We start from the raw sequence: 14042 nt of genomic DNA on the forward strand, positions 1-14042 counted from the left end.
GGTCTATGAAGTTAACAAAAGATTACTGGTTAGAAGGTGTTAAGCAGGTTCCTTCTCCTCATTATGATACAAGGCCTAGCTCAACAGAGGTAAGTTTACTGGTTGTGCACAATATCAGTCTTCCTCCCGGGCAGTTTGGCAGTCAAGCCATTGAGCAGTTTTTTACTGGTAAATTACTAGCGAGTGATCACCCTTTTTTTGCTGTGATTGCAAGTATGAAGGTATCAGCACACTGTTTGATTCGTAGAAATGGTGAAATCGTTCAGTTTGTGCCATTTAATATGAGAGCATGGCATGCAGGAAAATCGAGCTTTGCAGGTATAGAACGATGTAATGACTACTCTATTGGCATAGAACTTGAGGGTACCGATTTTGAGTGTTATACCCAACAACAATATTTGTCTCTAGCAACAGTTACTTGCGTTTTAATGCGTCACTATCCATTGATTACACCACATCGAATTACCGGCCACCAATATATCGCGCCGTTAAGAAAAACCGATCCTGGTTTGGTGTTTGATTGGCGATATTTTCACCGTGTTATTAATGAAATAACGCTATAAATTATGGGTATATACATTGACTGAATGTAACGGTATCAAAAGATTAATGTGCATCGATGGCAATGAAATGTTACCAATGGGTTAAAACGCCTGTTTTTTATGATTTGAATCAATTTTCGTCTAGACATTAACGTTATTTTTATGTTAACTTTTGTCCACTTTAAAATTGGTATTACCAATTTACATGGTTCGCAAGTTTGAATTACTGAGTAAACAAATAACATGGCTTATCAAAGGATACGTCAGCCCAAGCTTTCTGACGTAATAGAGAAGGAACTTGAACGGTTGATATTGGAAGGAACATTTTCTCCAGGGCAACAATTGCCTCCAGAGAGAGAATTAGCGATACAATTTGATGTTTCGCGTCCTTCTATCCGTGAAGCCATTCAGAGATTAGAAGCCAAGCGTTTATTAACGCGTCGTCAAGGTGGGGGAACTTTCGTAAGTGAAAATTTATGGAAAGGGTTTTCAGATCCTCTGCTTGAACTCTTGTCTACTCATAACGATACTCAACTAGACTTGCTTGAGTCTCGCCATGCTTTAGAAGGTATTTCTGCGTATTTTGCAGCCTTGCGTGGTACCGAAGAAGATTTTGCAGTAATTCGCCAAATTCAAGTGCGGATTAAAAAAGCTGAAGAAGAAAAAAATGTAGAACAAGAAGCGGTTGAAGTGATGAAATCTCTTATTGCTATTACTGATGCCGCTCATAATGTGGTTCTGCTACATATTGTGCGTAGCCTAGCCCCTCTTCTTGAGCAAAATGTATTACAGAATTTAAAACTATTGAACCGCCACAGTGATGTGGTTGGAAAAGTAAGTAGACACAGAGCTAATATTGTAGATGCGATTGTTTCTAGACAGCCTGAACGGGCCCGTGAACTTTCTCATACGCATTTAGCTTATATCGAGGAAACATTGTTGGATATTAATCGTCAGGAGAATAGAAGAAAACGCTCTTTACGTAGACTCCAGCAGAGTGATGAATCTTAATGATAGATTTATCGCATGTTCACCAGAGCTAACTAAAAAAAGGATAGACCGCCATGTCTGAAGTCATTAATAATGACGTTGATGCACTGGAAACTCAAGAGTGGCTTGCCGCACTAGAGTCAGTGGTACGTGAAGAAGGTGTAGAGCGTGCACAGTTCTTACTAGAAACAGTTTTAGATAAAGCACGCCTTGATGGTGTAGATATGCCAACAGGTGTAACTACTAACTACATCAACACTATTTCGCCTGACCAAGAACCTGCTTACCCAGGTGATACAACTTTAGAGCGTCGTATTCGCTCTATTATTCGTTGGAATGCAATCATGATTGTATTGCGCGCCTCTAAGAAAGACTTAGAGTTGGGCGGTCACATGGCATCTTTTCAATCTTCGGCTGCGTTTTATGAAACATGCTTTAACCATTTCTTCCGTGCTCCTAACGAGAAAGATGGTGGCGACTTAGTTTACTATCAAGGTCATATCTCTCCTGGTATTTATTCTCGTGCATTTGTTGAAGGTCGACTTACTGCGGAACAACTTGACAACTTCCGTCAAGAAGTAGACGGCAAAGGTATTCCTTCATACCCACACCCTAAACTTATGCCAGAATTTTGGCAATTCCCAACAGTTTCAATGGGACTTGGACCAATTGCTTCTATTTATCAAGCTCGATTCCTTAAGTATCTTGACGGTCGCGGACTAAAAGATACATCAGAGCAGCGCGTTTACGCTTTCCTAGGTGATGGTGAAATGGATGAGCCAGAATCACGCGGAGCAATTTCATTTGCCGCTCGTGAAAAACTGGATAACCTTTGTTTCCTAATCAACTGTAATCTACAGCGTCTAGACGGCCCAGTAATGGGTAACGGTAAGATAATTCAAGAGCTAGAAGGCCTGTTCAAAGGTGCTGGCTGGAATGTAGTTAAAGTGGTTTGGGGAAGCGGTTGGGATGCTCTGCTTGCTAAAGATACCTCTGGTAAATTGCTACAACTAATGAATGAAGTTGTTGATGGCGATTATCAAACATTCAAATCTAAAGATGGCGCGTTTGTTCGTGAACACTTCTTTGGTCGTTATCCTGAAACAGCAGCGCTTGTTTCTGACATGACCGATGATGAGATTTTTGCTCTTAAGCGCGGTGGTCATGATACATCTAAGCTTTATGCTGCTTATAAAAATGCCGCTGAGACCAAAGATCGTCCAACTGTTATCTTAGCCAAGACGGTTAAAGGTTACGGCATGGGTGCAGCAGCCGAAGGTATGAACATTGCTCACCAAGTTAAGAAAATGGACATGACACATGTTCAACATCTTCGCGATCGTCTAGGCCTTAAAGATCTTGTTTCTGATGAAGAAATGAAGTCTCTACCTTACCTATCGTTAGAAGAAGGTAGCGCAGAGTATGAATATTTACATGCTCGTCGTAAAGCGTTGCACGGTTACACACCAGTTCGTTTACCTAAGTTTACCCAAGATTTAGACATTCCAAAACTGGAAGAGTTTAAACCATTGCTTGAAGAGCAAAAACGTGACATTTCGTCAACAATGGCATTTGTACGTACTTTAAATGTTTTGCTTAAAAACAAAGGTATCGGCAAAAATATCGTTCCTATTATTGCCGATGAAGCACGCACGTTCGGTATGGAAGGATTATTCCGTCAAATCGGTATCTATAATCCAAATGGTCAGAACTATACGCCACAAGATAGAGACATTGTTTCTTACTATAAAGAAGCAACATCAGGTCAAGTACTTCAGGAAGGTATCAACGAATTAGGCGCGATGTCGTCATGGGTTTCTGCAGCAACATCGTACAGCACCAATGATTTACCGATGATTCCGTTCTACATCTATTATTCTATGTTCGGTTTCCAACGTGTTGGCGACATGGCGTGGATGGCTGGTGATCAGCAAGCTCGTGGTTTCCTATTAGGAGCAACAGCAGGTCGTACTACACTAAATGGTGAAGGCCTACAACATGAAGATGGTCATAGCCATATTTTGGCCGCTACGGTTCCAAACTGTATTTCTTATGATCCAACGTTTGCTTACGAAGTAGCTGTTATTGTTCAAGATGGTATTCGTCGTATGTACGGTGACCAAGAGAACGTTTTCTACTACCTAACATTAATGAACGAAAACTACGCAATGCCTGCGATGCCAGAAGGCGCAGAAGAAGGTATTCGTAAAGGTATCTATAAGCTTGAAACTTATACTGGTACTAAAGGTAAAGTGCAGCTACTAAGTTCAGGTACTATTATGAACGAAGTACGTAAAGCTGCTGCGATTCTAAGTGAAGAGTACGGCGTATCATCTGATGTTTATTCTGTTACTTCGTTCAATGAAGTGACGCGTGATGGACAAGCTGTTGAGCGTTACAACATGCTTCACCCAGAAGCTGAAGCAAAAACAGCTTACATCTCTGATGTGTTGGGTACAGAACCAGCGATTGCAGCGACGGATTACATGAAAAACTATGCTGAGCAAGTACGTGCGTATATTCCTGCAGAATCTTATAAGGTACTGGGTACTGATGGTTTCGGTCGCTCAGATAGCAGAGAAAACCTACGTCGTCACTTTGAAGTGAACGCAGGTTATGTGGTTGTTGCGGCTCTAAATGAACTAGCGAAACGTGGTGATGTTGAAAAATCGGTAGTAACCGAAGCGATTAAGAAATTCAACATTGATACAGATAAAACTAACCCGTTATACGCTTAATAAGGTAGGAAAGAACAATGGCAATCGAAATTAATGTACCTGACATTGGTGCGGATGAGGTTGAAGTTACTGAGATTCTTGTTAGCGTAGGTGACAAGGTTGAAGAAGAACAATCTCTTATTACTGTTGAAGGCGACAAAGCTTCAATGGAAGTCCCAGCTTCACAGGCTGGTGTGGTAAAAGAAATTAAAATCGCTGAAGGCGATAACGTGTCTACTGGCTCGTTGATCATGATCTTCGAAGACGCAGAAGGTGCTGCAGCCCCTGCTCCGGTTGAACAAGCTGCTCCAGCCGCTGCTCCTGCAGCTGTGTCATTAAAAGAAGTGAATGTACCTGATATCGGTGGTGATGAAGTTGAAGTTACTGAGATCATGGTTTCTATTGGTGATGCTGTTGAAGAAGAGCAATCACTAATCACGGTTGAAGGCGACAAAGCATCAATGGAAGTCCCTGCTCCTTTTGCAGGTGTACTAAAAGAAATCAAAATATCAGAAGGCGACAAAGTAACGACTGGTTCGCTAATCATGGTATTTGAAGTTTCAGAAGGTGGCGCTGCGCCAGTTGAAGCGGCTGCACCAGCTGCTCCTGCGAATAATGCCCCCGCCGTTGCTGAGTTAAAAGAAGTCAATGTACCTGATATCGGTGGCGACGAAGTTGAAGTTACTGAGGTTATGGTTTCTGTTGGTGATGCAATTGAAGAAGAGCAATCACTTATCACCGTTGAGGGCGACAAAGCTTCAATGGAAGTACCTGCACCATTTGCTGGTACATTGAAAGAAATCAAAATAGCAGAAGGCGACAAAGTAACTACTGGCTCTCTGATTATGATTTTTGAGACAGTATCAGCAAGTGCGGCTGCCGCGCCTGCTCCTTCTGCTGCCCCTGCCGCCGCTCCAGCTGCGAAAACAGAAGCGCCTAAAGCTGCTGCTTCTGCGCCAGCTAAGAGTGACGAGTTTGAGGCAAACAATGAGTACTCTCATGCATCTCCAGTTGTACGTCGTATAGCAAGAGAGTTTGGTGTTAACTTAGCGAAAGTTAAGGGTACTGGTCGTAAGAGCCGCATCCTTAAAGAAGATGTTCAGAGCTACGTTAAAGAAGCACTGAAGCGTTTAGAATCTGGCGCATCGTCAGCTAAAGGTGGCGACGGTAGTGCACTTGGTTTGCTTCCTTGGCCGAAAGTTGATTTCAGCAAGTTTGGTGATACTGAAGTTAAGCCATTATCACGTATCAAGAAGATTTCAGGCGCAAACCTGCATCGTAACTGGGTAATGATCCCGCACGTAACACAGTGGGACAACGCAGACATTACGGAAGTAGAACAATTCCGTAAAGAGCAGAACGCAATCGAAGCGAAGAAAGATTCTGGTATCAAGATTACTCCGCTTGTTTTCCTAATGAAAGCTGCAGCCAAAGCGTTAGAAGCGTTCCCTTCATTTAATTCTTCTTTAAGTGAAGATGGTGAAAGTTTAATTCTTAAGAAATATGTCAATATTGGTATTGCGGTTGATACACCAAATGGCCTAGTTGTTCCTGTATTTAAAGATGTGAACAAAAAAGGCATTTATGAACTTTCAGAAGAGCTTATGGCTATTTCTAAGAAAGCGCGTATGGGTAAACTGACAGCGTCTGATATGCAAGGTGGTTGTTTCACTATTTCTAGCTTAGGCGGTATTGGTGGTACAGCATTTACTCCTATCGTTAATGCCCCTGAAGTTGCTATCTTAGGCGTATCAAAATCTGAAATGAAACCTGTTTGGAATGGTAAAGATTTTGTACCGAGACTACAATTGCCGTTATCATTATCTTACGACCATAGAGTAATAGACGGAGCAGAAGGTGCTCGATTTATTACTTACTTGAATGGTTGTATGACAGATATTCGTCGTTTAGTTCTGTAATACCAAATGATAAAGGTGGCAAGTTTGCCGCCTTTTCTTGGTTAATGTAATTAATTTATGCAATTGTTTCATTTCAATAAGCGGTTTGAAGTGGAATTGTTGTCTAGCTCACAGGCTAAATGGAATTTCTTTTCACTTTGTTAACAAGTTTGTAAACTGTGGCAACCTGAAAAAGAAATGAATCATTAATTATCAATATTTAGCCTGTTAGGGAAAATGACTACAAGAGGTCACAATGAGCAAAGAAATTAAAGCCCAAGTTGTTGTACTTGGTGCAGGTCCTGGTGGATATTCAGCTGCATTTCGTTGTGCAGACTTAGGTTTGGAAACAGTACTTATTGAGCGCTATAGCGCACTAGGTGGTGTGTGTTTAAATGTTGGTTGTATTCCATCTAAAGCCCTATTGCACGTTTCTAAAGTAATTGAAGAAGCTAAAGCGCTAGCAGAACACGGTATTGTGTTTGGCGAACCACAAACGGATATTGATAAAATTCGTTTATGGAAAGAGAAAGTAGTTGGTCAGTTAACCAACGGTATTGCTGGCATGGCGAAAATGCGTAAAGTAACCGTGGTTAATGGTTACGGTAAATTTACAAGCCCTAATTCTATTGAAGTTGAAGGCGAAGACGGTAAAACGACCGTTAACTTCGATAATGCAATTGTTGCTGCCGGTTCTCGCCCTATTAAACTGCCATTTATCCCTCATGAAGATCCACGTATTTGGGATTCTACTGATGCACTTGAGCTGAAAGAAGTACCAGGAAAGCTGCTTATTATGGGTGGTGGTATTATCGGACTTGAAATGGGTACAGCTTATCACTCGTTAGGTTCTAAGATCGACGTGGTTGAGATGTTTGATCAGGTGATCCCAGCTGCAGATAAAGACATTGTAAAAGTGTTCACTAAGCGAATTAAAGATAAATTTAATTTGATGCTAGAGACTAAAGTAACGGCAGTAGAAGCAAAAGAAGACGGTATTTACGTAACAATGGAAGGTAAAAAAGCACCAGCTGAACCTGAACGTTACGACGCAGTATTGGTTGCCATTGGTCGTGTACCTAATGGTAAATTGCTTGATGCAGAGAAAGCAGGCCTAGAAGTTGATGATCGCGGCTTTATCAATGTCGATAAGCAAATGCGTACCAATGTACCGCACATTCATGCTATCGGTGACATCGTTGGACAACCAATGTTGGCTCACAAAGGTGTGCATGAAGGTCACGTTGCTGCTGAAGTTATTTCTGGTAAGAAACATTACTTTGATCCAAAAGTTATTCCTTCTATTGCATATACTGAGCCAGAAGTGGCTTGGGTTGGTAAAACAGAAAAAGAAGCGAAAGAAGAAGGTATTAACTATGAAGTGTCTACTTTCCCATGGAGTGCTTCTGGACGTGCTATTGCATCGGATTGTTCTGATGGCATGACTAAGCTTATCTTCGATAAAGAATCTCATCGTATTATTGGTGGCGCTATCGTTGGTACCAACGGTGGTGAATTACTAGGCGAAATAGGTTTGGCTATCGAAATGGGTTGTGATGCAGAAGATATCGCATTAACGATACATGCTCACCCAACCTTACATGAATCTGTTGGTCTTGCAGCAGAAGTGTTTGAAGGATCAATTACTGATCTACCAAACAAAAAAGCAAAGAAAAAGAAATAGAGTAAAGCGATTACTCTGATTTATTGAAAAGGCCGCTTCATTGAGAAGCGGCCTTTTAGTTTGTTTAGCATCAAATAATTGCATTTTGATGAGATATCTAACCTTACCGATATAACTAGAACAAACGATATTTTTATCGGTGTCGGTACTGGCTATAACTGTTGACACTATTTATCGTTGTAGATACAAAGCATGTCTAAAAAATTGGTGGTGAAAGCGGTTAAATGTTCTTTATCACCGTTTCTATTGGCTTCTAAATAAATAGCGTAACAAATCGCTTGAAACATTTTCGCTAAGTTTTCTGGATTTTGCTGTGCGCTTATTTCTCCGCGTTCAATGGATTGGGTAAACATATTCTCCACTAAAAGTCGGCTATTTTTATTCAGAGAGACGTAAAGCGGCCATACTTCATCACGAGCGGAAGCACTCCATTCAAACCAAATTTTTAACCAATGTGTATCTTGTAGAACAAGTTCACACATAGATTCTGCTACGTTTTTCAGGTTTTCTCTAGCGTGTAAAGAAGTATCAAGATTTTCGTTAAGAAAGCCTGAAAATTGACGAACTACGTGATGTAGTATTTCGTCAACTAAATCTTCTCTGGTTGGGAAATAATTAAAGACAGTTGCAACTGAAACTTGTGCAACGTCCGCGATATCTGCATGACCGCCACGGCCAATACCGCGACGAGCGAAAACTTCTAATGCTATATCCATCAATTGCAGTTTGCGTTTTTGAGGTGATAAGCGAGTTCGGGGATGTTTTTTTATCATATCCATGCTGGGTTACCTTAGCCAAATCGTTGTTAATTAATTATGTTTATTATTATTTTATATTACTTTATGAGTGTACAGGTGCATATGATCTTGGTCAATTTATACAGTTAACAATTATGTCACTAATTTGAGAACTATTGATAAAATCGTCATAAATCTTAGATTTCAATTTTATACCAGCGTACGGTTAACGTTGTAATTCGACAATACTGGCATATGAATAAGGTTAGTTCGGTAGTTTACTAGTCGAATAGGTTTAAGTTCATCACCCAGAGAACTAATTGGTAACCGTTAATAGAGTAATGTTAGAATGCGCCAATATTTTTAGTTACCTCTTAAAATAGAAGTAGGTAACTTAACCAAGATAATTGAGAAAACTATGAAACATACGGTTGAAGTGATGATCTCTGAACAAGAGGTTCAGAAACGAGTAAATGAACTAGGTCAGCAGATCACAGAACACTATAAAGACTCGGATAATCTGGTAATGGTTGGTCTATTAAGAGGCTCTTTTGTCTTTATGGCTGACTTAGCTCGTGCTATTAAAATTGATCTCTCTGTTGATTTTATGACCGCATCTAGTTACGGAAATACCATGGAAAGCTCTCGTGACGTACGCATTTTAAAAGATTTAGACGACGATATTAAAGGTAAAGATATCATTTTAGTTGAAGATATTATCGATACAGGTAATACCTTGAGTAAAGTATGTGAAATATTGTCACTTAGAGAGCCTAATTCAATCGAAATTTGTACGCTACTCGATAAACCTTCGCGTAGAGAAGTGACGGTAGATGTTAAGTGGATAGGCTTTGCTATTCCTGATGAATTTGTCGTCGGTGTTGGTATTGATTACGCGCAAAAATATCGTAACCTGCCGTATATTGGTAAAGTTGTACCACAAGATTAAAAGTATCTGTTAAATAAGTATGAAACTTAAACACAGAAAGCGAGCGTTAATGCTTTCTGTGTTTATAAACCAATTAGAAGCGGGTTATTCGATAATACAATTACTCATGATCTTAGCTATTGCACCTTGATAAGCAATGCCTAAGGTTTCTCGGCTATGACTTCGCATACCCAAATCTTTCAATCTTCCGTCACCAATACCGTATACAACACCATGTATGTCAATATGTTGGCCTCGTTCCCAGGCACTTTGAATGATCGATGAATTGCCTAGGTTGTAAACTTGTTCAGCAACATTAACTTCACATAGCTTATTGCCCCACTGATCTCGTGGATACTCAGCTAGCCAGCTTTTGTGTTTTAGGTATAAATCTCTAACATGCAATATCCAGTTATTTATTAAACCTAATGGTGGGTTGTCTATCGACGCGTTTACGCCACCACACCCATAATGGCCACAAACAATAATATGCTTAACTTTTAGTACATCTACCGCATACTGAACAACCGATAAGCAGTTTAAATCGGTATGAATAACTTGATTGGCCACATTTCTATGTACAAACAGTTCGCCTGAATCTAGCCCGGTTAATAACTCAGCCGGTACTCGGCTATCTGAGCAGCCTATCCATAAGTATTCTGGGCTCTGCCTACTGACTAGTTTAGTGAAATATTCAGGACTCTCGGCGGTCATGCGATTGGACCACGTAGCATTATTTTCAAATAGTTCTTTAATATGTGGCATTTTTGTTCCCTCTTTATCTCATACACTATACACAAGCTATGACATTGACCGTTATAATTAGTTGATAAATATTTATAATTTCAATGCTGGTTGGAGCAGTTAATTGCAAAACAGACTCTTCAAATGGCAAAATAACAGGCAGCTTTATTACACAAACTCTAATCTCTGCATTGAGGATTGTTTTTCGCTGTAATAACCTCCATATACAAAGATGGCCCGCGATACATTGATGCACTAAAATCAGTTTCTATCGTTTATCAACGAAATTTGGCAAGGCACTAAATAAGACAATAATTATGTTTGCACTTGAAATAGATAATTTAAAAAAAACATACGCTGGTGGTTTTGAAGCACTGAAAGGTGTCAGTTTGAAGGTGGAGAAAGGGGACTTTTATGCGCTTTTAGGTCCAAATGGTGCAGGTAAGTCAACGACTATTGGTATCATTACTTCATTGGTTAATAAAACTTCAGGCAATGTAAAAGTTTTCGGAAAAGATATTGATACCGATCTTGAGCTGGCAAAACGGTATATAGGTTTAGTACCTCAAGAATTCAACTTTAATCAATTTGAAACAGTCGAGCAGATTGTTATTCAACAAGCAGGTTATTACGGGGTTTCTAAAGCTCAAGCAAAAGAAAGAGCCAAGGTATGTTTATCGCAGTTAGATCTTTGGGATAAGCGCTCAGAACGCGCTCGAGCGCTTTCTGGCGGTATGAAGCGAAGGCTGATGATTGCGCGAGCGCTTATGCATGAACCTAAATTGTTGATCTTAGATGAACCAACGGCTGGAGTGGATATTGAATTACGTCGTTCAATGTGGGACTTTTTGCAAAAAATCAATCGCGAAGGGATCACTATCATTTTAACCACTCACTATCTGGAAGAAGCCGAAATGCTTTGTCGTAATATCGGCATTATTAATAGTGGTGAAGTGATCGAAAATACTACGATGAAAGCGTTGTTGAATAAATTGGACGTTGAGACCTTCATCCTTGATTTGAAGCCAGACAGCCCAGAACCGCAACTCAATGATGTACATTCGATGGAGATTAAGAATGGCTCATTAGAAATTGCTATTGATAAAACACAAGGCTTAAATTCGGTGTTTAGTCAATTGTCTGAGCAAGGTATTCAAGTGTTATCGATGAGAAATAAAGCCAATCGATTAGAAGAGTTGTTCGTTGGTATTGTCCGTGCGCAGAGCGAGAAGTAATTAGTTATGTATCAAATATATTGGGTAGCATTTAGAAGCTTATTATCGAAAGAAATCAATCGTTTTACACGAATTTGGGTACAAACATTGGTGCCACCGGCCATTACTATGACGCTGTATTTTATTATTTTTGGTAATCTTATTGGGTCGAGAATTGGTGAAATGAGTGGATTTACTTACATGGAATACATTGTTCCTGGATTGATCATGATGTCGGTTATTACCAACTCTTATTCTAATGTCGCTTCCTCTTTTTATAGTTCAAAATTCCAGAAAAACATAGAAGAGTTGTTAGTTGCTCCAGTTCCAAACTATATCATTATTGCTGGATTTGTTATGGGGGGAGTAACACGAGGATTACTTGTTGGTGCTATTGTTACTTTTGTGTCGCTGTTTTTCGTTGATATACAGATAGAGCATTGGGGGATCATTATTGCTACCGTGTTTATGACATCGGTTGTGTTTTCATTAGGTGGTTTAATTAATGCGGTTTTCGCCAAAACATTTGATGATATTTCTATTATCCCAACCTTTATTTTAACGCCATTAACTTACTTGGGCGGGGTGTTTTATTCTATTAGTTTATTGCCTGAATTTTGGCAAGGCGTATCAAAAATTAACCCGATTGTTTATATGGTTAATGCATTTAGATATGGTTTTTTGGGTGTGTCTGATGTGGGGATTGTAACCTCGTTTTCTGTGCTTAGCCTATTTATGCTCGTGCTGTATGCTATTGCCCATTATCTAATATCTAAAGGTACAGGGCTACGTTCTTAATACTAGGTTTTTAACACTACGTTCTTAAATTAAAGAGCAAAGGGCAAAACTGCCCTTTGCTTAAAGTGATTACTTTTCTTCTACTTGTTCTTTTTTATCATTCGTTACAAGTTTATCTTCGACCGCCAAATCAACTAACTGATTATCAATCAATCGAGCTTTGCCTAAGAAAGCGGAGATTAAAATAACCGCTTGGGTTGACTGTTCATTAATGGTTTGTAGAGTATTTGCATCACGGATAAATATTTCATCCGGTTGGAGATCTGCGGCTCTAAGTTGATCTTGAGCATCTTCAATTATGGCGTTGTAATCCACTTTACCACTACGTATTTGGCTACTTATCCAACGCATAGTTCTAGCTAGTACTGGCGCTCGTTGACGTTCATTCATAGTTAGCAAACTGTTACGAGAACTCATGGCTAAGCCATCCATTTCTCGTACCGTTGGCACACCTATTACTTCAATATCCATGCAAAGGTCTGTTGTCATTTGTTTTATGACTGCCAGTTGTTGAAAATCTTTCTCGCCAAAACACGCTACATTTGGAGAAACGATATTAAATAACTTGGCAACAACCGTGGCTACTCCGCGAAAATGGCCAGGGCGAGATGCGCCTTCAAGCATATGAGACAAACTAGGCACTTCGACAAAAGTTTGTTTATCTAAGCCTTGTGGGTACATTATGTCTGGGGTAGGAGTAAAGACAAAATCTACCCCTTCCGAATTTAATTTACTCAGATCTTCATCAAGAGTACGTGGATAATTGTTTAGATCATCTGCTCGGTCAAATTGCATTGGATTAACAAAAATACTTACAACAACAATATCAGCTTGTTTTTTCGCCGTGCGTACCAACGTTAAATGACCATCATGAAGGTTGCCCATTGTAGGGACAAAGGCAATGGTTCGACCTTCACGCTTTAAAGCTGTAATGTGTTCCCTTAACGAAGAAACATCAGTAAATGTTTGCATGATTTATTTTCCTCAAGCAATAGTATGGTTAGGACCAGGAAAGGTCGTTGCTTGAACTTCAGCAATGTATAATGATACTGCTTCTCGCATATCGCCCGTTTCTGCCAAGAAATTCTTCGAAAATTTGGGCATATAATTTGCGGATATACCAAACATGTCATGCATCACTAAAATTTGGCCATCCGTATCACTTCCTGCGCCAATACCAATCACGGGCACATTAACGGCTTCGGTGATTTTTTTAGCGAGTGCTGCGGGAACACATTCTAATAAAATAATTTGAGCGCCTGCTGCTTCCATTGCTAAAGCATCTTTTAGTATTTGATCGGCTTTTTGTTCTTCACGGCCTTGTACTTTGTAGCCACCAAATATATTCACAGATTGGGGAGTTAATCCTAAGTGAGCGCAGACTGGAATAGCACGATCAGTTAAAAACTTAACGGTGTCAACCAGCCAGTCGCCACCTTCTAATTTCACCATATTCGCGCCAGCTTGCAGCAACAAAGCGGCATTTTGACCAGCTTGCTCTGGTGTGGCATAACTCATAAAGGGCATGTCGGTCATTAATAGGCTATTAGGGCTTCCTGCACGTACGCTACGTGTATGATAGGTCATATCTTCGACTGTGACAGGAAGAGTTGAGTTGTTGCCCTGTAAAACCATTCCAAGGGAGTCTCCAACCAATAGTACTGGCATTTCTTGTTGCTCGAAAAGTTGAGCAAAGCTCGCATCATAAGCGGTAGATGAAGCAAATTTTTTGCCTTGTTGTTTCCAAGTCATTAAGTCGTTTATAGTAATTTTTTTCATGTATGATCCTT

12 protein-coding genes are annotated in these 14042 nt (G+C 40.0%); 8 read left to right on the forward strand and 4 right to left on the reverse strand.

The features are described from left to right. Window positions 1-5: 5 nt before the first annotated feature. From ampD to lpdA, 5 genes are all read left to right on the forward strand, one after another. On the forward strand, window positions 6-563 hold the full coding sequence (ampD, locus tag ACLKML_RS14395) for a 1,6-anhydro-N-acetylmuramyl-L-alanine amidase AmpD (protein ID WP_413283773.1): 558 nt from the start codon (window positions 6-8) through the stop codon (window positions 561-563). Window positions 564-785: 222 nt separating this feature from the next. Further along, complete coding sequence (gene pdhR, locus ACLKML_RS14400; protein WP_413283774.1) at window positions 786-1553, forward strand: pyruvate dehydrogenase complex transcriptional repressor PdhR; 768 nt, start codon at window positions 786-788, stop codon at window positions 1551-1553. A 53-nt stretch (window positions 1554-1606) separates the two neighbouring features. Further along, window positions 1607-4270 (forward strand): pyruvate dehydrogenase (acetyl-transferring), homodimeric type, encoded by a 2664-nt coding sequence (gene aceE, locus ACLKML_RS14405; RefSeq protein ID WP_413283775.1) that lies wholly within the window; start codon window positions 1607-1609, stop codon window positions 4268-4270. Between the two features lie 17 nt (window positions 4271-4287). Beyond that, window positions 4288-6168: a pyruvate dehydrogenase complex dihydrolipoyllysine-residue acetyltransferase gene (gene aceF / locus ACLKML_RS14410; RefSeq protein ID WP_413283776.1), complete on the forward strand. Its 1881-nt coding sequence runs from the start codon at window positions 4288-4290 to the stop codon at window positions 6166-6168. Window positions 6169-6403: 235 nt separating this feature from the next. Then, window positions 6404-7831, forward strand: a complete 1428-nt coding sequence (gene lpdA / locus ACLKML_RS14415) for a dihydrolipoyl dehydrogenase (protein ID WP_317716890.1) — start codon at window positions 6404-6406, stop codon at window positions 7829-7831. A 167-nt stretch (window positions 7832-7998) separates the two neighbouring features. Here lpdA and ACLKML_RS14420 read toward each other — a convergent pair whose 3' ends face one another. Next, window positions 7999-8610 (reverse strand): TetR family transcriptional regulator, encoded by a 612-nt coding sequence (locus ACLKML_RS14420; RefSeq protein WP_413283777.1) that lies wholly within the window; start codon window positions 8608-8610, stop codon window positions 7999-8001. Window positions 8611-8986: 376 nt separating this feature from the next. Between ACLKML_RS14420 and hpt the strand changes: the two genes are divergently transcribed. Then, window positions 8987-9517, forward strand: coding sequence for a hypoxanthine phosphoribosyltransferase (gene hpt, locus ACLKML_RS14425; RefSeq protein ID WP_413283778.1), 531 nt, complete (start codon window positions 8987-8989; stop codon window positions 9515-9517). 84 nt (window positions 9518-9601) lie between these two features. Here hpt and can read toward each other — a convergent pair whose 3' ends face one another. Then, complete coding sequence (can, locus tag ACLKML_RS14430) at window positions 9602-10261, reverse strand: carbonate dehydratase (RefSeq protein ID WP_413283779.1); 660 nt, start codon at window positions 10259-10261, stop codon at window positions 9602-9604. A 296-nt stretch (window positions 10262-10557) separates the two neighbouring features. Between can and ACLKML_RS14435 the strand changes: the two genes are divergently transcribed. Both ACLKML_RS14435 and ACLKML_RS14440 read left to right on the forward strand, forming a co-directional pair. Further along, window positions 10558-11475 (forward strand): ABC transporter ATP-binding protein, encoded by a 918-nt coding sequence (locus tag ACLKML_RS14435; RefSeq protein WP_413283780.1) that lies wholly within the window; start codon window positions 10558-10560, stop codon window positions 11473-11475. Window positions 11476-11481: 6 nt separating this feature from the next. Continuing rightward, window positions 11482-12252: an ABC transporter permease gene (locus ACLKML_RS14440; protein WP_413283781.1), complete on the forward strand. Its 771-nt coding sequence runs from the start codon at window positions 11482-11484 to the stop codon at window positions 12250-12252. Between the two features lie 69 nt (window positions 12253-12321). On the opposite strand, the gene panC is transcribed toward ACLKML_RS14440, so the two are convergent. Next, complete coding sequence (gene panC, locus ACLKML_RS14445; RefSeq protein WP_413283782.1) at window positions 12322-13224, reverse strand: pantoate--beta-alanine ligase; 903 nt, start codon at window positions 13222-13224, stop codon at window positions 12322-12324. 12 nt (window positions 13225-13236) lie between these two features. Further along, window positions 13237-14031 carry a 3-methyl-2-oxobutanoate hydroxymethyltransferase gene (gene panB / locus ACLKML_RS14450; protein ID WP_413283783.1) on the reverse strand — a complete coding sequence of 265 codons (795 nt, stop codon included), beginning with the start codon at window positions 14029-14031 and terminating at the stop codon, window positions 13237-13239. Window positions 14032-14042 lie beyond the last annotated feature (11 nt).

Source organism: Vibrio sp. MA40-2 (assembly GCF_047302445.1).
GTDB lineage: Bacteria > Pseudomonadota > Gammaproteobacteria > Enterobacterales > Vibrionaceae > Vibrio.

Bases quoted from the DNA above. Each gene is read 5' to 3' on its own strand.
- ampD (WP_413283773.1), top strand. From the start codon at position 6: ATGAAGTTAACAAAAGATTACTGGTTAGAAGGTGTTAAGCAGGTTCCT.
- pdhR (WP_413283774.1), top strand. From the start codon at position 786: ATGGCTTATCAAAGGATACGTCAGCCCAAGCTTTCTGACGTAATAGAG.
- aceE (WP_413283775.1), top strand. From the start codon at position 1,607: ATGTCTGAAGTCATTAATAATGACGTTGATGCACTGGAAACTCAAGAG.
- aceF (WP_413283776.1), top strand. From the start codon at position 4,288: ATGGCAATCGAAATTAATGTACCTGACATTGGTGCGGATGAGGTTGAA.
- lpdA (WP_317716890.1), top strand. From the start codon at position 6,404: ATGAGCAAAGAAATTAAAGCCCAAGTTGTTGTACTTGGTGCAGGTCCT.
- ACLKML_RS14420 (WP_413283777.1), bottom strand. From the start codon at position 8,610: ATGGATATGATAAAAAAACATCCCCGAACTCGCTTATCACCTCAAAAA.
- hpt (WP_413283778.1), top strand. From the start codon at position 8,987: ATGAAACATACGGTTGAAGTGATGATCTCTGAACAAGAGGTTCAGAAA.
- can (WP_413283779.1), bottom strand. From the start codon at position 10,261: ATGCCACATATTAAAGAACTATTTGAAAATAATGCTACGTGGTCCAAT.
- ACLKML_RS14435 (WP_413283780.1), top strand. From the start codon at position 10,558: ATGTTTGCACTTGAAATAGATAATTTAAAAAAAACATACGCTGGTGGT.
- ACLKML_RS14440 (WP_413283781.1), top strand. From the start codon at position 11,482: ATGTATCAAATATATTGGGTAGCATTTAGAAGCTTATTATCGAAAGAA.
- panC (WP_413283782.1), bottom strand. From the start codon at position 13,224: ATGCAAACATTTACTGATGTTTCTTCGTTAAGGGAACACATTACAGCT.
- panB (WP_413283783.1), bottom strand. From the start codon at position 14,031: ATGAAAAAAATTACTATAAACGACTTAATGACTTGGAAACAACAAGGC.